This window comes from Flavobacterium sp. KH_001, from assembly GCF_057840745.1.
This window is the reverse complement of record NZ_CM174520.1, coordinates 3,730,426-3,752,142: the sequence shown is the minus strand read 5'-3', so window position 1 is coordinate 3,752,142 and position 21,717 is coordinate 3,730,426. Positions and strand designations below refer to the sequence as shown.

At 33.4% G+C, this 21,717-nt stretch carries 18 protein-coding genes; 2 read left to right on the top strand and 16 right to left on the bottom strand.

Features of this window, described 5'->3' with window-relative positions:
- Window positions 1-304: 304 nt before the first annotated feature.
- The 6 genes from ilvC to AC3ITQ_RS16220 form a co-directional block, all read right to left on the bottom strand.
- Window positions 305-1,774, bottom strand: coding sequence for a ketol-acid reductoisomerase (ilvC, locus tag AC3ITQ_RS16245; protein WP_489235202.1), 1,470 nt, complete (start codon window positions 1,772-1,774; stop codon window positions 305-307).
- A gap of 42 nt (window positions 1,775-1,816) precedes the next feature.
- Window positions 1,817-2,338 (bottom strand): acetolactate synthase small subunit, encoded by a 522-nt coding sequence (ilvN, locus tag AC3ITQ_RS16240; RefSeq protein WP_026985121.1) that lies wholly within the window; start codon window positions 2,336-2,338, stop codon window positions 1,817-1,819.
- Between the two features lie 88 nt (window positions 2,339-2,426).
- Window positions 2,427-4,115, bottom strand: a complete 1,689-nt coding sequence (ilvB, locus tag AC3ITQ_RS16235) for a biosynthetic-type acetolactate synthase large subunit (RefSeq protein ID WP_489235201.1) — start codon at window positions 4,113-4,115, stop codon at window positions 2,427-2,429.
- Window positions 4,116-4,288: 173 nt separating this feature from the next.
- Entirely contained in the window at window positions 4,289-5,962 is a 1,674-nt protein-coding gene (ilvD, locus tag AC3ITQ_RS16230; RefSeq protein WP_072970766.1) for a dihydroxy-acid dehydratase, read from the bottom strand.
- A 270-nt stretch (window positions 5,963-6,232) separates the two neighbouring features.
- A complete protein-coding gene (leuB, locus tag AC3ITQ_RS16225; protein WP_489235200.1) occupies window positions 6,233-7,351 on the bottom strand; it encodes a 3-isopropylmalate dehydrogenase in 1,119 nt (372 codons plus the stop codon).
- Window positions 7,352-7,418: 67 nt separating this feature from the next.
- Window positions 7,419-8,594 carry a 2-isopropylmalate synthase gene (locus tag AC3ITQ_RS16220; RefSeq protein WP_489235199.1) on the bottom strand — a complete coding sequence of 392 codons (1,176 nt, stop codon included), beginning with the start codon at window positions 8,592-8,594 and terminating at the stop codon, window positions 7,419-7,421.
- Window positions 8,595-8,749: 155 nt separating this feature from the next.
- Between AC3ITQ_RS16220 and AC3ITQ_RS16215 the strand changes: the two genes are divergently transcribed.
- Window positions 8,750-10,294, top strand: coding sequence for a hypothetical protein (locus AC3ITQ_RS16215; protein ID WP_489235198.1), 1,545 nt, complete (start codon window positions 8,750-8,752; stop codon window positions 10,292-10,294).
- A gap of 329 nt (window positions 10,295-10,623) precedes the next feature.
- Here the strand turns inward: AC3ITQ_RS16215 and AC3ITQ_RS16210 are convergent, their stop codons facing one another.
- Window positions 10,624-12,279: a M1 family metallopeptidase gene (locus AC3ITQ_RS16210; RefSeq protein ID WP_489235197.1), complete on the bottom strand. Its 1,656-nt coding sequence runs from the start codon at window positions 12,277-12,279 to the stop codon at window positions 10,624-10,626.
- A gap of 167 nt (window positions 12,280-12,446) precedes the next feature.
- Between AC3ITQ_RS16210 and AC3ITQ_RS16205 the strand changes: the two genes are divergently transcribed.
- Complete coding sequence (locus tag AC3ITQ_RS16205) at window positions 12,447-13,145, top strand: carbohydrate-binding family 9-like protein (protein WP_489235196.1); 699 nt, start codon at window positions 12,447-12,449, stop codon at window positions 13,143-13,145.
- A 3-nt stretch (window positions 13,146-13,148) separates the two neighbouring features.
- Here the strand turns inward: AC3ITQ_RS16205 and AC3ITQ_RS16200 are convergent, their stop codons facing one another.
- From AC3ITQ_RS16200 to hisG, 9 genes are all read right to left on the bottom strand, one after another.
- A complete protein-coding gene (locus tag AC3ITQ_RS16200; RefSeq protein ID WP_489235195.1) occupies window positions 13,149-13,760 on the bottom strand; it encodes a hypothetical protein in 612 nt (203 codons plus the stop codon).
- A 120-nt stretch (window positions 13,761-13,880) separates the two neighbouring features.
- On the bottom strand, window positions 13,881-14,477 hold the full coding sequence (hisIE, locus tag AC3ITQ_RS16195) for a bifunctional phosphoribosyl-AMP cyclohydrolase/phosphoribosyl-ATP diphosphatase HisIE (RefSeq protein WP_489235194.1): 597 nt from the start codon (window positions 14,475-14,477) through the stop codon (window positions 13,881-13,883).
- 87 nt (window positions 14,478-14,564) lie between these two features.
- On the bottom strand, window positions 14,565-15,320 hold the full coding sequence (hisF, locus tag AC3ITQ_RS16190) for an imidazole glycerol phosphate synthase subunit HisF (protein ID WP_489235193.1): 756 nt from the start codon (window positions 15,318-15,320) through the stop codon (window positions 14,565-14,567).
- 80 nt (window positions 15,321-15,400) lie between these two features.
- Window positions 15,401-16,126 (bottom strand): 1-(5-phosphoribosyl)-5-[(5-phosphoribosylamino)methylideneamino]imidazole-4-carboxamide isomerase, encoded by a 726-nt coding sequence (hisA, locus tag AC3ITQ_RS16185; RefSeq protein ID WP_489235192.1) that lies wholly within the window; start codon window positions 16,124-16,126, stop codon window positions 15,401-15,403.
- 54 nt (window positions 16,127-16,180) lie between these two features.
- Window positions 16,181-16,762, bottom strand: coding sequence for an imidazole glycerol phosphate synthase subunit HisH (gene hisH, locus AC3ITQ_RS16180; RefSeq protein ID WP_489235191.1), 582 nt, complete (start codon window positions 16,760-16,762; stop codon window positions 16,181-16,183).
- Between the two features lie 83 nt (window positions 16,763-16,845).
- Entirely contained in the window at window positions 16,846-17,982 is a 1,137-nt protein-coding gene (gene hisB, locus AC3ITQ_RS16175) for a bifunctional histidinol-phosphatase/imidazoleglycerol-phosphate dehydratase HisB (RefSeq protein ID WP_489235190.1), read from the bottom strand.
- Between the two features lie 200 nt (window positions 17,983-18,182).
- On the bottom strand, window positions 18,183-19,229 hold the full coding sequence (hisC, locus tag AC3ITQ_RS16170; protein WP_489235189.1) for a histidinol-phosphate transaminase: 1,047 nt from the start codon (window positions 19,227-19,229) through the stop codon (window positions 18,183-18,185).
- Between the two features lie 118 nt (window positions 19,230-19,347).
- Entirely contained in the window at window positions 19,348-20,631 is a 1,284-nt protein-coding gene (hisD, locus tag AC3ITQ_RS16165) for a histidinol dehydrogenase (protein WP_489235188.1), read from the bottom strand.
- 217 nt (window positions 20,632-20,848) lie between these two features.
- Window positions 20,849-21,706, bottom strand: coding sequence for an ATP phosphoribosyltransferase (gene hisG / locus AC3ITQ_RS16160; RefSeq protein WP_489235187.1), 858 nt, complete (start codon window positions 21,704-21,706; stop codon window positions 20,849-20,851).
- Window positions 21,707-21,717 lie beyond the last annotated feature (11 nt).

Sequence of the window (21,717 nt, the reverse complement as noted above, 5' to 3'; positions counted from 1 at the left end):
AATTTTAACAATTTCAATAACAATTAATTTTTTGTAATTCTGTATTACAATCCGCAATTCTATTTTGAAAATAGCAGCAGCTTTATTAATTAAAATAGAAATCTCTACAAGTATATTTATCACTAAACATACCCCATTATACGGGATTACCTCACTTAACTCACTTGCTCACAGAAGTTAAGTGAATGCAATATTGCATCTATATCCTTTTTCTTAATAAGTGCTTACTAATTCAAAATATTACATAAAACAGAGATACAGTGCAAATCCCATCACAGTCGAATGTGTGGTAATTCCCAATTTATTATCCAATTTTTTTCATTGCAGTCATAGATTCTCTCAACCATGCTCCTACTTCTTCGATAGGATGTTGACGAATTTCTTTGTTTACTGCGATTAAAATAGCATTATCTACTCCATTTGAAGTTGAGAATGGTTTTCCTATTATATTTGTTTCAACTGTTTTCATAAATTCAGTCAATAACGGTTTACAAGCGTGATCGAATAAATAACATCCGTACTCAGCAGTATCCGAAATAACGCGGTTCATTTCAAACAATTTCTTTCTTGCAATTGTGTTAGCAATTAATGGTAGTTCGTGTAATGACTCATAATAAGCTGACTCTTCAATGATTCCGGCTTCTGTCATAGTTTCGAAAGCTAATTCTACACCTGCTTTAACCATTGCAATCATTAAAACGCCATTGTCAAAATATTCTTGCTCAGCAATTGGAGCTTCTTGTGGTGCTGTTTTCTCAAAGTTAGTTTCTCCTGTTGCAGCTCTCCATTTCAATAAATTCACATCGTCATTAGCCCAGTCGATCATCATAGTTCTTGAGAATTCTCCAGAAATAATATCATCTTGGTGTTTTTGGAATAATGGACGCATAATGTCTTTTAATTCTTCGGCAAGTTCGTAAGCTTCGATTTTTGCAGGATTTGAAAGACGATCCATCATGTTTGTGATACCACCATGTTTCAAAGCTTCAGTGATAGTTTCCCATCCGTATTGAATTAATTTTGAAGCATATGCAGCATCAATTCCCTTTTCAACCATTTTATCAAAACATAAAATAGATCCCGTTTGCAACAATCCACAAAGGATAGTTTGCTCACCCATTAAATCTGATTTTACTTCAGCTACGAATGATGATTTCAAAACTCCAGCTTTGTGACCTCCTGTTGCTACAGCGTAAGCTTTTGCCTGATCTAAACCTGCACCATTTGGGTCATTTTCAGGGTGTACCGCGATAAGTGTTGGTACACCAAATCCTCTTTTGTACTCTTCACGAACCTCAGATCCAGGACATTTTGGAGCACACATAATTACTGTAATATCTTTACGAATCTGCATCCCTTCTTCAACGATGTTAAATCCGTGAGAGTATGCTAAAGTTGATCCGTTTTTCATTAATGGCATAATAGCAGTAACTACAGCAGTATGTTGTTTATCCGGAGTTAAATTACAAACTAAGTCTGCGGTTGGAATTAATTCTTCATATGTACCTACTTTAAAACCGTTTTCAGTAGCATTTTTATAAGAAGCTCTTTTTTCAGCGATTGCATCTGCACGTAATGCATAAGAAATATCTAAACCAGAATCTCTCATGTTTAAACCTTGATTTAAACCTTGTGCACCACAACCTACAATAACAACTTTTTTCCCTGCCAATGCTGCGATTCCGTCTGCAAATTCAGATTGCTCCATAAATTCGCAAATTCCTAATTGTTCTAATTGTAATCTAAGTGGTAATGTGTTGAAATAATTTGCCATTTTCTTTAATAATATTTAATGATATGTAATTTATAATTGATACTAGTTAAACGTTTCTAACAATGATGAAATTTCCATTTTTTCTTTAGAAACTGATATTCTGCCTGAACGAACAAATTGCATAATGCCGTAAGGTTTGAATTTTGCATATAATTCCTCAATTTCAGAACGTCTTCCTGATTTTGAAATCACAAAGAAATCACGAGAAACAGTCACGATTGTAGACTGACTTTCCTTGATAATATTCTGAATTTGTTTTTCATCAAACAACAAACTTGACTGTATTTTAAACAAGGCATTTTCTAAGAAAATTGTTTCTTCATCTGTGTGATAAAATGCTTTGATAACCTCAATTTGCTTTTCAATTTGTCCAACGATATTCTGAACCCATTTCTCAGTTGTATTTACTACAATGATAAACCTTGAAACATTCTCTATTTCTGATTCTGAAACGTTTAGACTTAATATATTAATGTGACGCTTTAAGAATATCCCAGATATCCTATTCAACAATCCAACATTATTTTCTGAATATACCGATATGGTAAATGTTTTATCTTCCATGTTTTTTTATAGTTTATTTTGTTTCAGGTTTCAAGTTTCAAGTTGCACAACCTGAAACAAAACAAACCTGAAACTTGAAACTTTTTCTTTAGCTTAATCTAATTTCAGAAACACATGCTCCTGTTGGAATCATTGGGAAAACATTATTTTCCTTTTCTACCATAACTTCTAAGAAATAAGAATCTTTTGAAGCCATCATTTCAGCTACAGCAGCATCTAAATCCTCGCGTTGTGTTACTTTTTTAGATTTGATATGATATCCTTCTGCAATTGCAACAAAATTTGGATTAATCATTTTTGTTGAAGCGTATCGATTGTCAAAGAATAATTCCTGCCATTGACGAACCATTCCTAAAAACTCATTATTTAAAATAACGATTTTCACAGGTACTTGTGTCTGAAAAATAGTTCCTAATTCCTGAATTGTCATCTGGAATCCACCATCACCAATAATAGCTACAACTTCACGATCTGGTCTTCCCATTTTAGCTCCAATAGCTGCTGGTAAAGCAAATCCCATTGTCCCTAAACCACCAGAAGTAATATTACTTTTAGTTGAATTAAATTTTGCATAACGGCAAGCAAACATTTGGTGCTGACCAACATCAGAAACGATAATCGCATCACCTTTTGAATGTTTGTTGATCATTTCCATGGTTTCTCCCATTGAAATACCTTTACCATTCGTTGGGCTTAGTTCTTCTTTTATGACAGAAGCAAATTCTATTGCTGCAAATTCTTTAAATTCATTGTGCCATGATTCGTGAGAGTTTTTCTCTATTAAAGGCAATAATGCAGTCAAAGCTTCTTTTACATCTCCTAAAACAGCTACTTCTGTTTTTACGTTTTTATCAACTTCAGCTGGATCTATTTCAAAGTGAATTACTTTTGCCTGCTTAGCGTAAGTAGCTAATTTTCCAGTAACACGGTCATCAAAACGCATTCCCAATGCGATTAAAACATCGCATTCGTTAGTCAGCATATTGGGACCGTAATTTCCATGCATTCCTAACATTCCAACGTTTAACGGATGATCTGTTGGTAATGCGGAAAGACCTAAAATAGTCCAACCTGCCGGAATTCCTGATTTCTCAATAAAAGCTTTCAATTGTTCTTCGGCCTGACCCAAAATAATTCCCTGACCGAAAACTATGAAAGGCTTTTTAGCACTATTGATTAAAGCAGCAGCTTCAGCCACTTTATCTAATTTTAATTTCGGAACCGGAACATAACTTCTAATTGCTGTACATTTTTCATAACTAAAATCAAACTCATCAAATTGAGCATTTTTAGTAATGTCAATCAATACAGGTCCTGGACGTCCAGAACGCGCAATGTAAAATGCTTTTGCAATAATTTCAGGAATCTGAGAAGCTTCAGTAATCTGAAAATTCCATTTTGTTACCGGAGTCGAAATTCCAATAATATCTGTTTCCTGAAAAGCATCAGACCCTAATAAATGTCTTCCAACCTGACCTGTAATACAAACCATTGGAGTTGAATCAATCTGAGCATCTGCAATTCCAGTAACTAAATTGGTTGCTCCCGGACCTGAAGTAGCAATTGCTACTCCAACTTTTCCTGTGGCTCTGGCGTATCCCTGAGCTGCGTGTGTTGCACCTTGTTCGTGACGTACTAAAACGTGGTGTAATTGATCCTGAAATTTATATAATTCGTCATAAACCGGCATTATGGCTCCTCCAGGATATCCGTAAACCAAGTCTACTCCTTCTGCTAATAAACATCTTATAACGGCTTCTGCCCCTGATATTTTCATAGTATATTTTGTTTTATCAATTTCAATTTCAAAAATCAATATCACAAATTCAATGGCAATGTCAAAAATCAATTTCAATGATAAATTCTAAATTGATTTTTTGTTTTTTTTCTGCTATTTGATTTTTGATATTGTTATTGTCATTGTCCTTGATTTTTGATATTGTTATTTAATTAGTTATCGGTAACGCATCCTGTTGAAGCGCTTGACACCGATCTGGCGTATTTAAGTAAAACTCCTTTTGTAACTTTTAACGGTGGCTGAACCCAAGCCGCTTTTCTAGCTGCAAATTCTTCGTCGGAAATCTTCAGGTCGATCGTATTTTTTACCGCATCAATAGCAATTAAATCGCCATCTTTTACTAGTGCAATACCACCACCATCATAAGCCTCTGGTGTAATATGTCCTACGACAAAGCCATGTGAACCTCCAGAAAACCTACCGTCTGTAATAAGAGCGCAGCTGCTTCCTAATCCGGCTCCAATAATAGCAGATGTAGGCTTCAGCATTTCAGGCATCCCCGGACCACCTTTTGGTCCACAATACCTGATGACGACTACATTACCTGGTTTAATTTTTCCGGCCTCAAGACCTGGAATTACTTCAAATTCACCCTCAAAAACCACCGCTGGTCCTTCAAAATATTCTCCTTCTTTTCCGCTGATTTTTGCAACAGCTCCTTCAGAAGCAAGATTTCCGTATAAAACCTGAATGTTTCCTGTTGGTTTTAATGCTTTTTGAATTTCATGAATAACTTGTTGTCCATCTTGTAAATCAGGAGTCGAAGCTAGATTTTCAGCAACTGTTTTTCCTGTTACAGTTAAACAATCTCCATGAATCAATCCTACTTTCAATAAATATTTCATTACAGAAGGAATACCACCTGCTTCATGGATATCTTCCATCATATACTTACCACTTGGCTTCATGTCTGCCAATACCGGTGTTCTATCATTAATCGCCTGAAAATCATCCAAAGTAATTTTGATATCAACAGCGTGAGCCATTGCAATTAAGTGCATAACTGCATTTGTAGAACCTCCTAAAACAGCTACTATTGTAATTGCATTTTCAAAAGCCTTGCGAGTCATAATATCTCTTGGCTTAATATCTTTTTCTAATAATATTTTGATTGCTTCACCTGCAGCAAGACATTCATCTCTTTTTTCCTGACTTAATGCAGGATTTGAAGAGCTGTATGGCAAACTCATACCCAACGCTTCAATTGCTGAAGACATTGTATTTGCAGTGTACATACCGCCACAAGCACCAGCTCCCGGACATGCATTTTGAATAACTCCTTTAAAATCTTCAGGAGTAATTTCGTTTTTAACCTTTTTTCCTAATGCTTCAAAGGCAGAAACGATATTTAAAGATTCACCTTTCCATTTTCCTGAGTGAATTGATCCTCCATAAACCATCATCGCCGGGCGGTTTAATCTTCCCATTGCGATTAGGGCTCCTGGCATATTTTTATCACAACCCGGAATAGCAATTACACCATCGTACCATTGTGCTCCCACAACAGTTTCAATAGAATCTGCAATTACATCACGGGAAACCAATGAAAAACGCATTCCTTCTGTACCGTTTGAAATACCGTCACTAACACCAATAGTATTAAAAATAAGTCCGACCAGATTTGCGTCCCAAACACCTTTTTTAACATCTTTTGCTAAATCATTCAAGTGCATGTTGCAAGTGTTACCATCGTAACCCATGCTCACAATACCTACTTGTGCTTTTTTCAAATCTTCTTCAGTTAAACCAATACCGTACAACATCGCTTGCGCCGCAGGTTGTGTTTGATCTTGAGTGATGGTTTTGCTGTACTTATTTAATTCCATTATGTATTAATTTATTTTTAATTTTTATTCAAAAAAAAACCTTCCAATATTTGGAAGGTTTATAATATAGTTTTTCAATTATATTTATACCATTCCCGATGCAGATGTGATAATCACATTGACAACAACGACAGAAGTAATAATAATTGAGATTTGCATCCTGTTATTTTTTTAGTGTGACAAAAGTATACAAACTTAAGTGACTAAAAAAATAAAATCTCAACATTTTAGATACTTCTTGTTATTTCTTTTAAGTTTTAACAAAAAACATTAAACAATTGTCGATTGTCCGATATGAACGTTGTCATTATTAAAATATAGCAAATCATCTTTGCTGAAAATAAAATTAGAAACAAACTCCCCTACTTCATTTGTACCGAATTTTGAATCTGCTTTTAGATCAACTGTAACTACTTTAAATTCAATTGCTTTTTCAACAGCCTGATAGATTACATTTGCTTCTTTAAACAAGCCGAAATGCTCTAACAACATGGCAGCTGACAAAATTGAAGCAATTGGATTCGCAATATTTTTTCCTTTGGCTTGTGGATAAGAACCGTGAATTGGTTCAAACAAAGCATTTTTTTCTCCTAAAGATGCCGAAGCCAATAAACCAATAGAACCTGTAATAACACTCGCTTCATCTGATAAGATGTCTCCAAATAAATTCTCTGTCAAAATCACGTCGAATTGTTTTGGATTTAAGATAATCTGCATTGCTGCGTTATCCACAAATAAAAAGTCTAAGGCTACATCTGGATAACCTTCGCCCACTTTCTGAACTACTTTTCTCCATAATCTTGAAGTTTCCAAAACATTTGCTTTGTCTACCATTGTTAACTTTTTACGACGATTTTGTGCCGATTTAAAAGCCAAATGTGCTATTCTTGTGATTTCTTCTTCTGAATATTCGCATAAATCTGAAGCATGTGTTCCTTCTTCATTTAATGTTTTAGCTCCAAAATAAGCACCACCTGTTAATTCTCTGAAAATAGTAAAATCTGCGCCTTCAATAATTTCTCTTTTTAATGGAGAAGCATCTACTAATGATTTATAAGGTTTTATTGGACGAATGTTTGCGAACAATCCTAATTCTTTTCTCAATTTCAATAATCCCTGCTCCGGACGAACTTTTGCATTTGGATTATTATCATATTTAGGATCTCCGATTGCTCCAAATAAAACAGCATCAGTATTGAGGCAAAGATTAAGCGTTTGTTCCGGCAGAGGATTTCCCGTTTTGTCAATGGCGATCGCCCCCATGAGCGCTTCTTCAAAAACAAATTCATGATTATACACCTCTCCAATTGCGTACAACGCTTTTTTGGCTTGTAAAATTACTTCCGGTCCAATTCCGTCTCCTGGTAAAACTGCTATTTTCAAATTCATAACGTCTCGTTCTTTATGATTTAAATCTTTATTTTTATCTTTCTTCTTTGTTCTATTTTCTTTTCAACTAGCTTCTAACTAATTCGTCCTGAATCTTAGCAGCTTCAATAATCTGATGAATATCTGCATCTAAAACTTCTTTCTTAATATCAGCGAATTTCAGAAACTCAATGTATACAATATCCAATTGTACTTTTGTAAGCTCGTAACCTACTTTTTTAGCACGGTAAGCCAAAGCAGCTCTTCCGCTTCTTGCTGTCAAAATAATAGATGATTCATTAACTCCCACATCAAGAGGATCCATGATCTCATAAGTTGCTCTGTTTTTGATCACACCATCCTGGTGAATTCCTGAACTGTGTGCAAAAGCATTTGCTCCTACAATAGCCTTATTTGGTTGCACAATCATTCCCATACTTTCAGAAACCAAACGGCTCATTTCGTTTAATTCTCTTGTATTGATGTTTGTATCTAAATTAAGATAAGGATGTTGCTTAAAAATCATTACTACTTCTTCAAGTGCAGTGTTTCCGGCTCTTTCACCAATACCATTAATAGTACATTCTATTTGTCTCGCTCCATTTATTGCTCCTGCAATAGAGTTTGCAGTTGCCATTCCTAAATCATTATGACAATGACATGAAAGGATTACGTTTTCGATTCCTTTTACGTTTTCTCTTAAATATTTAATTTTTGCTCCGTATTCTTCAGGCAAACAATATCCTGTTGTATCAGGAATATTTAATACAGTTGCTCCGGATTTAATTACTTCTTCACAAACCTGTGCTAAGAAAGCGTTGTCTGTTCTACCTGCGTCCTCTGCATAAAACTCAACGTCTTCTACATAGGATTTTGCGTGAGATACAGCATATTTTGCTCTGGCAATAATATCTTCTCTGGTAGTATTTAATTTATGGAGTATATGAGATTCAGATGTTCCGATTCCTGTGTGGATTCTAGGTCTTTTAGCATGCTTTAGGGCAGCTGCAGCAACATCAATGTCGTTTTTTACAGCTCTTGTCAGTCCGCAGACGGTTGCATTTTCTACAATTTTACAAATCTCAGAGACCGATAAAAAATCGCCCGGACTTGACACAGGAAAACCTGCTTCGATAACGTCAACTCCCATTTTGTCTAGTCGTTCTGCGATAACTAATTTTTGTTTAGTATCTAACTTACATCCTGGAACTTGTTCACCATCGCGCAAAGTGGTGTCAAAAATTTGAACTTTCTCTCTATTCATATTCATTTATTTAATGTAATTTCACATCTTGATAACAAATATATATTGTACTTACGTAGTATGAAATTCATTTTAATGAAATTATACTGTTCATAACACAATTTATAACGAGTTAAATAATTAATAATCAATAAGTTATATTATTATATTTTACAATGGCTAACCATCAAAAAGATTTCTTATTTGTTCTGATTAAATCGCTTTCCAAATCCGAAAAAAGACAATTTAAAATTTTTGCCAGCCGATTGGAAACAAGTTCGAATACTAAATTCATCGAATTATTTAATATTTTAGATAAGTCTGAAACCTATGATGAAAAGCTTATTCTAAAAAGCGGTATAATCAAAAAAATACAGCTATCTAACTTAAAATCATACCTGTATAAACAAATTCTAGTCAGTATTAGACTGAATATTCCGAGTCAGAATATTCGATATCAATTGCGCGAACAAATTGATTTTGCAGGGATTTTATACAATAAGGGACTGTATAAACAGAGTTTGAAAATTCTGGATAAGACAAAAATCATTGCGCTGGAAAATGATGAAAAATATATGGCGTATGAAATTGTCGAGTTCGAAAAACTAATCGAATCTCAATATATTACCCGAAGTATTCAGGGACGTGCAGATGAGTTGGTGATTCAGGCAAAAGAACTGAATTACCGAAATACAATTTCAAGTAAATTATCGAATTTATCGCTGCAGCTATACGGAATCATGCTAAAAACAGGTTACGTAAAAAATGATGAAGAGTATAAGTATATTGATGATTACTTCAACAGGCATACTGCAAAATTGGATGAAAGTAAATTTGGCTTTCGTGAAAAATATTGGTTTTACAATGCCAATCTATGGCGAAGTTTCCTCGTTCAGGATTTCTTAGCTAGTTATAAATACGCTTATAAATGGGTAAGATTGTTTTATGATAACCCTAATATGATTTACCAAAATCCGGTATTTTTTCTAAAAGGGAACCATTACTTTTTAGAATCGCTTTATATGTTGAAATACAAATCGAATTTCAAAAAATATTTATCGCTTTTAGAAGAAACGATTAAGGATGATAAATTCCCGGTAAACGATAACATTGCATCACTATCATTTCTATATGTTTATAACAATAAGTTAAATTTGCATATATTAGAAGGTACTTTTGCAGAAAGTGAATATTTAATTCCTGAGATTCTGGAGAAAATAAAAATTCATAGCGATCATCTCGACGAACATCACGAAATGTTGTTTTTCTATAAGATTGCATCAATTTACTTTGGAAATGAAAAGTATAACGAATGCATTCTTTATTTAGATAAGATTATCAATAACAAGAACTTAACGATGCGCGAGGATCTAATGTGTTTTGCGAGACTTTTATCGTTGATTGCACATTATGAGTTAGGAAAAGATTATTATTTAGAAAATCATCTTAAAAGTACCTATAAGTTTTTATTGAAAATGAATGACTTACATGAAGTTCAAAAAGAAATCATCAAATTCTTAAGAAACCTTAATAACTTCTATCCAACAGATATTAAAAAGGAATTTATTAAAATGCGTGCACGTTTTATTGAACTGGAGAAAAACACTTATGAAAAAAGAGCTTTCCTTTATTTAGATATCATCTCATGGCTGGAAAGCAAAATTGAAAACAGAAAAATTGCTGATATTATAAAAGAAAAGGCAAAATTGAGTAGTAGATAGAAATTTAAATTCCAATTTTTAAAATCCAAATTCCAAATGGTTTGCGTTTCAATCTTTGTCAAAGTTATCGCAATATTTGTCATTTCGACGAAGGAGACTAGAGCGATAGTGACTGGCGAAGCAAATCTCCGCAAGTAGCTCGGCAAAGATTAGCGATTTTAGGAACGGAATCACTTGTGTGATTTGTCCTTCGTCGAAATGACAAGATCACCCATAAATAAGAAAACCGAAACGTTTTAAAAACCTGCCAGGTTTACTACTCACATAAAAAAAATCCCAAACTCCAGCAATTGGAATTTGGGATTTTTTTATTGGAATTTTAAAAAACTTTACTCTACAATATTAGAACTCGTCACATAAAAGTTCTTATCAACTTCTAAGGTTCTGTTTTCGTTTGTAGTTTTTACTGATTGCCATTCTGTAGTTGGTTTCAACCAGGTTTCAACACCGTTTATTTTCACTTTTACAGGCAAGTCAAATTTTGCAACACAGTTGGTCCAGTGATATCCTAAAGTTCCATTTTTGAACATATATTCGAAAACCGGAATTTGAGTTGTGGTTAAATACTGAGCAAAAACTCTGTTGAAATTGATTCCAGCTTGTGTATTAATGTAATCTTCAATTTCTTTAGAAGTAACAGTTTTATGGTAAAAAGTACTATTTAAACCTCTCAAAATCGATTTCCATTTCGCATCATCATTAATTACCTGACGAATGGTGTGCAGCATGTTTGCTCCTTTAGGATACATATCACCTGATCCTTCGTTGTTTACATCGTAACGCCCGATAATTGGTGTGTCATTTTGAATATTTTTTCTACATCCAATTACATATTCAGCTCCGGCTTCTTTTCCATAGTAATACTCTACAAAAAGACTTTCAGAATAGTTAGTGAAACTCTCGTGAATCCACATATCAGCAATATCTTTATAGGTAATGTTGTTTGCAAACCACTCGTGTCCGGATTCGTGAATGATGATAAAGTCAAATTTTAGCCCCCAGCCAGTACCGCTTAAATCACGTCCTAAGTAACCTTTTTTATATTGGTTTCCGTATGTTACAGAACTTTGGTGTTCCATTCCTAAATACGGAACTTCAACTAATTTATAACTGTCTTCATAAAACGGATAAGGTCCAAACCAATTTTCAAAAGCTTTAAGCATTTTTGGAGCATCTTTAAACTGCTCTTTCGCTAAAGCCAAATTATCTCTTAAAACATAATAATTACAGTCTAAATCACCTTTTTCTCCTTTATACACTTCAGAGAAATTAACGTAATCTCCGATATTAATATTGACACCATAATTATTAATTGGGTTCGAAACATACCAATTAAAAGTTTTTGTACCGTCTTTTTCTTTTTTAACGCTTTTTAATCTTCCGTTAGAAACTTCTGTCAAATCTCCAGGAACATTCACACTAATCAGCATATTCTCCACTTCATCATACATATGATCTTTGTTGGGCCACCAAACGCTGGCACCTAAACCCTGACAAGATGTAGCAACAAAATCTTTTCCGTTTTTGTCTTTTTTCCATGAGAATCCACCATCCCAAGGCGCTCGCACAGCTTCTTTAGGTTTTCCTCCAAAAGAAATTACAATTTCCTTTGTATCTCCCACCTTTTGTTTTGCAGTTAATTGAATAAAAAAAGCATTTCCATCTCTTTCAAACTTCAATTCTTTTTCGTCCTGAGTAACTTTATATATTTGCATTGGTTCCTGCAAATCGATCTGCATTTTATTGTTTTCTGATAAAACAGTATATTTCACGGTATTTGAACCTGTAATTGTTTTTTCAGCCGGATTTACTTTTACATCAAGATGATAGTATTTTAAATCCCACCAGGCTCTCTCTTTTGTAATACTTCCGCGTAAAGAATCCTGATGTGTAAAAACAGTCTCAGACTTATTCAGAAGCCCTTGTGCATTGGCATTAAAACCAACCAAAAAGGCAACTAACATGCCTCCAAAGTAATTTTTCATAAATTAGAAATTTGAAATAAATAGGGTACTTATGTGAACTTAATTATCAACAAAAGTAAACATTAGAATCAATTTTCTAATAATTTTATAATTTCTATTCGGATAATTAAATGTTAAAATTCAATATTCTTCTCTATTTTAGCAAATTAAAATCCTCATGCTACTTTATGAAATGTATTAAAATTGTTACTTTTTTGTTTTTGATGTGTTCGAAAACAGTTTCTTCTCAAAATATTCCTGTGCATAAAACAATTGACAAAATAGTAATTGATGGAGATTTATCAGATTGGAAAACACCATTTTCTGGACCATTTGTAATTCATAATTCAGCAGAAAAAGCAACACAGAGTACTATAGTTTCACTTTCGTGGAATGATGACAACTTATATATAGCCTATAATTCAGTCGATTCTAAAATCATTGGATTAAGTCAGAAGAAAGATTCCCCTATTTTTAGTACAGATGACTTAGTAGAGATTTTTTTTGATGCCGATGGCGATGGACAAAATTACATTGAAATTGGAGTAAATGCTTTTTCAACTAATTACGATATGCTCTTAAAATGTATTTCACCTGACTGTGGCGGATGGAAAACTTCTATGGCTTTTGATATAGAAGGGCTTGAAGCTGCTAGTACAATAACACCTGAAGGATTTGATGCTGAAATTAAAATTCCGTTTTCAAGCTTGGAGAAAATTCAAAATGGCAATTTCTTAAAGCCAAAAATTGGAACTAAATGGAAAGGAAATGCTTTTAGAATTGATTACGGTAATACAACCAAATACCTTGCTTTACATCCTTATAAGAGTTTAAAATTTGGATTTCATCAACCGAAGGAATTTGCAGTATTTGAATTTACGGAATAATGTTTAATCGTTTATTTGGTTAATTGTGAAACCAACATTATGCTTAACCGTCGAATACTTCAAATGTTCAGCTAAAAAATTGAAAAACTTATTTTCTTCTCTCATTTTATAAATCTCAAATATAGATTTATTTGACACAATATAAACATTCTGTAAAAACCTATCATTTAAATCTCCATAAAAACTAAAGGTATTAACAAACATTGCTATACCATTTTTTAAAACTGTAGGATTATCAAAATCTTTGGGTAGAAATATATTTATAAAAGCATCATTATCTACGTAAAGCTCTCCAGTACTTTGATTAATTGGAGTAAAATTACCATAAGCCGTTTTTTCTAAAAATAAAATTAATCTCTGACCAGTTTTTAACTCTTTAATTCTCGGATCACAAAGCCATTCTTTCCAAATGGAAACATTAATTTTAGAATTTGATTTTCCTTTTACAAATTGAGAAATTGTAAATTCGTATCTATCCTTAGAAACTTTTGAAATGACTCCATCAACAATTAAATCTGCTTTTGCAATAACAACAGAATATGACAATTCATGTTTCTTGAAAGCATAATTAAAAGAGGAATTAAAAAATAATAACAAACAGATATACCATTTCATAGAAAATATTTTTACGAATTAAAAGTACTTTTTTTTCTCAGAATATTAAGCACAAAAAATCGCATTATGATTTAGATCAGTAATTCTAAATCATAATGCGATTTTTATTTTAACTCTGAGTTACTTCTGACGCTTCTTCAAAACATCAACAACATCATTCAATTGAAAGCCTTTTGCCTGCAATAAAATCAAATAGTGAAACAGTAAATCGGCACTTTCACTAAGAAACAAATCATCATTATCATCTTTTGCTTCGATAACCACTTCTACAGCTTCTTCCCCTACTTTCTGAGCAATTTTATTGATCCCTTTTTCGAATAAAGAAGCTACATAACTCTTTTCAGAATCGACATTCTCTCTTCTGGTTTTTATAGTCTTTTCTAAGCTTGAAATAAAACCAAAATTTTCTTTGTTTTCTTCTTGCCAGCAAGTATCGGCACCTGTGTGACAGGTTGGTCCAACTGGTTTTGCCTGAATCAAAAGTGTATCGCCATCGCAATCATTTTTAATATCTACCAGTTCTAAAAAATTACCACTCTCCTCGCCTTTTGTCCAAAGTCTTTGTTTTGAACGGCTGAAAAAAGTAACTTTCTGCGTTTCTATTGTTTTTTGAATTGATTCTTCGTTCATATATCCCAGCATCAAAACATTTTTTGTTTCTGAATCCTGAATTATCGCCGGAATCAATCCGTGTGAGCTTTTGATATCTATGTTCATTTTATTTAGATTTTAGAATTCAGATTTTAGATTACTGATTTCCTATTTTATTTTTTTTCTTTTTTCTTGCTTCTTGACTCTATTCTTCTAAAGTCTAACTTCAATATCATTATTTCTTAATTCTTCTTTCAAAGTTTTAATTTCAATTTCTTTAAAGTGAAAAACACTCGCAGCCAATGCTGCATCTGCCTTCCCTACTTTAAAAGAATCTACAAAATGCTGTATATTTCCCGCACCGCCCGAAGCAATAATCGGAATATTAATTAATTCTGATAATTTAGCTAAAGCTTCATTTGCAAACCCATTTTTGGTTCCGTCATTATCCATCGATGTGAATAAGATTTCTCCGGCACCACGTTTTGCAACTTCTACCGCCCAATCGAATAAATTTAATTCTGTCGGAACTTTTCCACCAACTAAATGCACAATCCATTGTCCGTCAATTTGTTTAGCATCGATAGCCACAACAACACATTGGCTTCCGAATTTCTGTGCCAAATCATTAATCAGTTGTGGATTTTTTACTGCCGATGAATTAATCGAAACTTTATCAGCACCGTTATTCAGCAGAATTTCAACATCTTCAACAGATGAAATTCCCCCACCGACTGTAAACGGAATATTGATTTTCTCCGCTACACTTCGCACCATATTGACCAACGTTTTTCGGCGTTCTTCAGTAGCCGAAATATCCAGAAAAACCAATTCATCAGCACCTTCCGCTGAATAAATCTCAGCTAACTCAACAGGATCGCCCGCATCGCGCAAATCAACAAAGTTAACGCCTTTTACGGTTCTTCCGTTTTTTATATCCAAACAAGGAATGATTCTTTTTGCTAACATTAATCTAATGTGTTAATTAGATAATTAGTCAATTAGATAATTACTTCGCAAAGCTTAAATTATCTAATTAGATAATTATCTCATTTTCTAATTATATAGTTCTCTAACTGTTTCAAAGTAATTCTACCTTCATAAATCGCTTTTCCGATTATGGTTCCTTCACAACCCAAATGCGCTAATTTTGGTAACTCATCAAAAGTTGAAATTCCACCAGAAGCAATTAATTTAATACCATTCGCTTCTTTCAAAATTTTACCATACAAATCAAAACTAGGCCCTTCTAACATTCCGTCTTTGGCAATATCGGTGCAGATAACGTACTGAATTCCTTTGGCTTGATAATCCTGAATAAACGGAATCAAATCTTCATCCGAATCTTCTAACCAGCCTGAAACAGCTATTTTTTCGTCTTTAGCATCAGCACCTAAAATGATTTTATCTGAACCGTATTCTGAAATCCATTTTTCAAATATTGCTCTGTTTTTTACAGCAATACTTCCACCTGTAATCTGACTTGCACCGCTTTCAAAAGCGATTTTTAAATCATCATCGGATTTTAAGCCTCCGCCAAAATCAATTTGCAGACTGGTTTGTGTCGCAATTTGTTCTAATATTTTATAATTGACGATTTTACTCGATTTTGCACCATCAAGATCTACTAAATGTAAATATTCGATTCCGTGCGCTTCGAATGATTTTGCAACTTCAAGCGGATTTTCATTATAAATTATCTTTGTATCGTAATCACCTTTTGACAAACGAACACATTTTCCGTCAATGATATCTATGGCTGGTATTATTCTCATTATTTAAGTCTTAAAGTTTAAAAGTCTAAAGTCGTAAAGTCTTTAAATCTCTCTTTATATTTTTAAAAAATTATCAAGTATCTTTTCCCCTACAGCACCACTTTTTTCGGGATGAAACTGTGTTCCGTAAAAATTGCCTTTTTGCAATGCCGACGCATATTCTAATTCATAATTTGTTGTTGCAATGGCTTCAACGCAATTTGGAGCATAAAAACTATGCACCAAATACATAAATTCATTTTCCGAAATTCCCTTAAATAAATCCGATTTTAAATCATAAATCTGATTCCATCCCATCTGTGGTACTTTTACTCTTGAAGTGAATTTAACCACGTCAACGTCAAAAATCCCTAAACCTTTGGTATTACCTTCTTCAGATGATTTACACATCAATTGCATACCAAGACAAATTCCAAAAACAGGCTGTTTCAAAGTCGGAATCAAACTATCTAAACCACTTTCCTTTAGTTTTTTCATAGCCGAACTCGCCTCGCCAACACCAGGAAAAATCACCTTATCAGCAGATTTAATTTCTTCCGGATTATTACTTAGAACAGCTTTAAAACCAAGCCTTTCAATAGCAAACATAATGCTCTGAATATTTCCTGCTCCGTAATTTATAATTACTATTTTCATTTCTTTTGTTTGTTTTGTTTCAGGTTTCAAGTTTCAAGTTCTGTTGAGCAACCTGAAACTTGGAACCTGAAACTTGAAACTTTTTATAACATTCCTTTCGTTGAAGGCAAAATCATTTTCTCTGTATCTCTTTTTACCGCCACTTTTATTGCTTTTGCGAAAGCTTTAAAAATCGCTTCAATTTTGTGGTGTTCGTTGGTTCCTTCTGCTTTTATGTTGATATTGGCCTTCGCACCATCAGAGAACGATTTAAAGAAATGATAAAACATTTCTGTTGGCATTTTACCTACCATTTCGCGTTTGAATTCCGTTTCCCAAACTAACCAGTTTCTTCCACCAAAATCAATTGCCACCTGTGCCAGGCAATCATCCATAGGAAGACAGAATCCGTAACGTTCAATTCCTAATTTATTCCCTAAAGCTTTAGCAAAAACTTCACCTAGTGCAATGGCAGTATCTTCAATCGTGTGGTGCTCATCTACCTCTAAATCTCCTTTTACAAGGATTTCTAAATCCATTTGACCGTGACGTGAAATCTGATCTAACATATGATCAAAAAAGGCAATTCCGGTATCTATTTTACTTTTCCCAGTTCCGTCTAAATTTACATTAATAAAAATATCCGTTTCATGTGTTTTACGTGTAATCGAAGCTGAACGAGATTCCAATTTCAAAAACTCATAAATTTCCTTCCAACTCATCGTTTGAAGAATAATAGTTTCGTCCAATTCTTCACGTTTTAATGAAATTTCATTGCTTCCGGCTCCATCCGTCATGTTCATAAAGATGGCTTTTGCACCTAGATTTTTTGCCAATTCTACATCGGTTAAACGATCTCCTAAAACAAAAGAATTTGCTAAATCATATTCCGGATTATTTAAATATTTTGTCAGCATTCCGGTTCTTGGCTTGCGAGTTGGCGCATTATCTTCAGGAAAAGATCTGTCCACAAAAATCTCATCAAATAAAACTCCTTCGTTTTCAAAGGCTTTTAAAATAAAATTCTGTGTTGGCCAAAACGTATCTTCCGGAAAGCTATCCGTTCCTAATCCGTCTTGGTTCGTCACCATTGCCAATTCATAATCTAATTCATTGGCAATTTTAGCCAAGTATTGAAAAGCTTTAGGATAAAATTCTAGTTTATTCAAACTATCCAATTGTAAATTTTCAGGTTCTAAAACAATCGTTCCATCACGATCGATAAAAAGTACTTTTTTCATAGTATAATTTTTGTTCTGCCACAGATTACGCAGATTAAAATGATATCTTATCACTAATTACGCAAAATTTTATTTCAGGCAGATTTTAAAAGATTTGAGCAGATGCACACAGATTATTCATAATTAAAAATCAAAAAGAAATCTACTTTAATCTGCGTGAAAAAATCATTTTAATCTGTGAAATCTGTGGCCTTTATTTTTTACTTCAATAATTTCAATTCCTTAATCAAAACTGCATTTTCTTCTGGAATACCAATCGTAAAACGCAGGCAGTTTTCGCATAAAGGCTGAGTTGTTCTATTACGGATTACGATTCCTTTTGCAATTAATTCATCGTATCTTTTGTTGGCATCATCTACTTTTACCAGAACGAAATTAGCTTCTGTAGGATAAACTTTCTCAACAAAAGACACTTCTAGTAAAACTTTAAGTAACTCTTCTCTTTGTTCAATTATAGAAGCTATTTCCTGTTTTATTTTATCAGAATCTTTTAAACGTTCAATAGCCCTTTGCTGTGTTAATTCGTTTACATTGTAAGGAGGTTTTATTTTATTTAAAATCGAAATTACAGCTTCAGAAGCATAACAAATCCCTAAACGAATTCCTGCCAAACCGTACGCTTTTGAAAGCGTTTGTGTAATAACCAGATTTGGATATTCGTCAATTTCAATCAACCAGCTTTCTTTATCAGAAAAGTCAATATAAGCTTCATCAATAACAACCAAGCCTTTAAAATTCTGAAGCAATTTCACTACACTTTCGTCAGAGAAAGAATTTCCTGTTGGATTATTCGGGGAACATAAGAAGATGATTTTTGTATTGGCATCAACGGCTTCTAAAATTTTCTCAACCTGTGGCTGAAAATCTGTCGAAAGCAAAACTTCTCTATTTTCAACTGCATTGATATTCGCTAAAACACTATACATTCCATATGTTGGCGGTAACGAAATAATATTATCCATTTTTGGTTCGCAAAAAGCTCTAAAAAGAAGATCTAAAACTTCATCACTTCCGTTCCCTAGCAAAATCTGACTTGATTTTATATTATTATTTTTCGCCAAAATCGCTTTTACAGAACTTTGTTGCGGATCCGGATAACGATTTACGCCATTCTGAAACGGATTTTCATTAGCATCCAAAAAAATCATTTCGGCTGTATCAAAATCTTCAAACTCATCACGTGCAGATGAATATGGTTTTAATGTCTTTACGTTTTCACGTGTTATTGTATTTATATCGAATTTCATTGTCTTAATTATAAAAAGAGTAAACAATATAGAGAATAGAATATAGATTTTATCTTGATTCTTTCTTCCTGGTTCTATTTTCTATTCTCTATATTCTTTACTCTATATTCTATATTCTTTACTCTATACTCTTTAAACGAAGTGTAACTGCATTTTTATGCGCTTGCAAACCTTCGGCTTCAGCCATAACTTCAATTGCTCTTCCAATATTTTGAATTCCGGTTTTAGAAATTTTCTGAAACGTCATCGATTTCATAAAACTATCCAGATTTACTCCACTGTAATTCTTCGCGTAGCCGTTTGTAGGTAACGTATGATTCGTTCCTGAAGCATAATCTCCTGCGCTTTCGGGAGTATAATTTCCAATAAAAACTGAGCCTGCATTCACAATTCCGTTACAATAAAAATCATCAAATTCTGAACAGATTATAAAGTGTTCCGGTCCATACTCATTGATTAATTCCAATGCAATCTGATCATTTTCTACATAAATCAATTTAGAATTTTCAATTGCTTTCTTTGCAATTGCTTTTCTCGGAAGTTCTTCAATTTGAGATTGAATTTCTGTTTCAACAGCATCAATTAATCTTCTTGAAGTCGAAACTAAAATCACCTGGCTATCTGTTCCGTGTTCTGCTTGCGACAATAAATCAGAAGCTACGAATGCCGGAACTGCCGTGTCATCAGCTATTATCAACAATTCTGAAGGACCAGCAGGCATATCAATTGCTACTCCAAATTGTGTTGCTAATTGTTTGGCCACCGTTACAAATTGATTTCCTGGTCCGAAAATCTTATACACTTTCGGAATAGACTGTGTTCCAAACGTCATTCCTGCAATTGCCTGAATTCCGCCTACTTTTAATATTTTAGTTACACCACATAAATTAGCTGTATATAAAATAGCCGGATTTATTTTTCCCGTTTTGTCTGGAGGTGAACATAGAACAATTTCTTTACAACCTGCAATTTCAGCAGGAACAGCCAACATTAAAACCGTTGAGAATAAAGGTGCGGTTCCTCCCGGAATATACAAACCAATTTTTTGAATTGGTCTTTTTTCCTGCCAGCAGTTTACTCCTTCAATAGTTTCAACTGAAATGCGATCTGTTTTTTGAGCGGTATGAAACTTTAAAATATTTGCTTTCGCCAATTGAATCGATTTTTTCAATTCATCTGAAATCGAATTAATTGCTTCCTCAATTTCTGCGGGAGTAACTTGGTAATTATCTAAAGTGATTCCGTCGAATATAGAAGTGTATTTTGCAACGGCTTCATCGCCTTTTTTTTGTACTTCTTTAAAAATTTCTTTAACCGTAACTTCGATATCATCGATCGTTTTGGTTGGTCTTTTTAATATTTCTGACCAGGTATCTGGTTTTGGATTGTCTATTTTATTCATAATTGTTATTAATTAATAAATTCCAATTTTTTAAAATCCCAAATTCCAATGCTTTGTGTTTTTTTAACCGCAAAGAGCGCAAGGTTTTTTTAGTATTCTTACTTTTAAAAACGTTAATTAAGTTCGCAAAGCTGTTGTCGAAGTTTGGGATTTGGAATTTTTATATTGGAATTTCATTTCAATTGGAATTTGGAATTTAAAAAATTGGAATTTCCTTCTAAAGAACCATTTTTTCAATTGGGCAAACTAAAATTCCTTCGGCTCCCGCCTCTTTCAATCTATCAATTACATCCCAAAAAGTATCTTTATCAATTACAGAGTGAACACTGCTCCAGCCTTCTTGTGCCAATGGCAAAACAGTTAAACTTCTTAAAACTGGTAGAATTTTTCCGATTTCATCAATTTTATCGTTTGGTACGTTCATCAGAATGTATTTTGAATTTCTCGCTCTTAAAACCGATTGGATTCTAAATTTTAAAGTATCAATGTGTTTTTGAATTTCCGGAGAAACTTTTGGAGAAACTGCCAGAACAGCTTCGCTTTTTAAGATCACTTCAACTTCTCTTAAATTGTTTTTGAATAAAGTGCTTCCGCTAGAAACGATATCTACAATCGCATCGGCCAGGCCAATGTTTGGCGCAATTTCAACAGAACCTGAAATTTGGTGAATATCAACTGTTAATCCGAAAGAATTGAAATATTCATTAACAGTGTTTGGATAAGATGTTGCAATTCGTAAACCTGCTAAATCCTGAATAGAATTATATTCAAAAGTTTTAGGAACAGCTACTGAAACCTTGCATTTTGAGAATCCAAGTTTTTGAATCACCTCAATATGTTTTCCTTTTTCGACTAATAAATTATCGCCTACAATGGCTAAATCTACAACTCCATCAATTAAATATTGAGGAATATCTGAATTTCTAAGGTATAAAACTTCTAAAGGAAAATTGGAAGCTTCTGCTTTTAATTGATCGTTTCCGTTGTTGATCGAAATACCGCAATCTTTTAAGATTTGAATGCTGTCTTCGTTTAAACGACCTGATTTTTGAATTGCAATTTTTAAAGTACTCATTTTTTAGTTGT

Excerpts from the sequence above, each read along its gene's own strand:
- ilvC (WP_489235202.1), bottom strand. The coding sequence starts at position 1,774 with ATGGCAAATTATTTCAACACATTACCACTTAGATTACAATTAGAACAA.
- ilvN (WP_026985121.1), bottom strand. The coding sequence starts at position 2,338 with ATGGAAGATAAAACATTTACCATATCGGTATATTCAGAAAATAATGTT.
- ilvB (WP_489235201.1), bottom strand. The coding sequence starts at position 4,115 with ATGAAAATATCAGGGGCAGAAGCCGTTATAAGATGTTTATTAGCAGAA.
- ilvD (WP_072970766.1), bottom strand. The coding sequence starts at position 5,962 with ATGGAATTAAATAAGTACAGCAAAACCATCACTCAAGATCAAACACAA.
- leuB (WP_489235200.1), bottom strand. The coding sequence starts at position 7,351 with ATGAATTTGAAAATAGCAGTTTTACCAGGAGACGGAATTGGACCGGAA.
- AC3ITQ_RS16220 (WP_489235199.1), bottom strand. The coding sequence starts at position 8,594 with ATGAATAGAGAGAAAGTTCAAATTTTTGACACCACTTTGCGCGATGGT.
- AC3ITQ_RS16215 (WP_489235198.1), top strand. The coding sequence starts at position 8,750 with ATGGCTAACCATCAAAAAGATTTCTTATTTGTTCTGATTAAATCGCTT.
- AC3ITQ_RS16210 (WP_489235197.1), bottom strand. The coding sequence starts at position 12,279 with ATGAAAAATTACTTTGGAGGCATGTTAGTTGCCTTTTTGGTTGGTTTT.
- AC3ITQ_RS16205 (WP_489235196.1), top strand. The coding sequence starts at position 12,447 with ATGAAATGTATTAAAATTGTTACTTTTTTGTTTTTGATGTGTTCGAAA.
- AC3ITQ_RS16200 (WP_489235195.1), bottom strand. The coding sequence starts at position 13,760 with ATGAAATGGTATATCTGTTTGTTATTATTTTTTAATTCCTCTTTTAAT.
- hisIE (WP_489235194.1), bottom strand. The coding sequence starts at position 14,477 with ATGAACATAGATATCAAAAGCTCACACGGATTGATTCCGGCGATAATT.
- hisF (WP_489235193.1), bottom strand. The coding sequence starts at position 15,320 with ATGTTAGCAAAAAGAATCATTCCTTGTTTGGATATAAAAAACGGAAGA.
- hisA (WP_489235192.1), bottom strand. The coding sequence starts at position 16,126 with ATGAGAATAATACCAGCCATAGATATCATTGACGGAAAATGTGTTCGT.
- hisH (WP_489235191.1), bottom strand. The coding sequence starts at position 16,762 with ATGAAAATAGTAATTATAAATTACGGAGCAGGAAATATTCAGAGCATT.
- hisB (WP_489235190.1), bottom strand. The coding sequence starts at position 17,982 with ATGAAAAAAGTACTTTTTATCGATCGTGATGGAACGATTGTTTTAGAA.
- hisC (WP_489235189.1), bottom strand. The coding sequence starts at position 19,229 with ATGAAATTCGATATAAATACAATAACACGTGAAAACGTAAAGACATTA.
- hisD (WP_489235188.1), bottom strand. The coding sequence starts at position 20,631 with ATGAATAAAATAGACAATCCAAAACCAGATACCTGGTCAGAAATATTA.
- hisG (WP_489235187.1), bottom strand. The coding sequence starts at position 21,706 with ATGAGTACTTTAAAAATTGCAATTCAAAAATCAGGTCGTTTAAACGAA.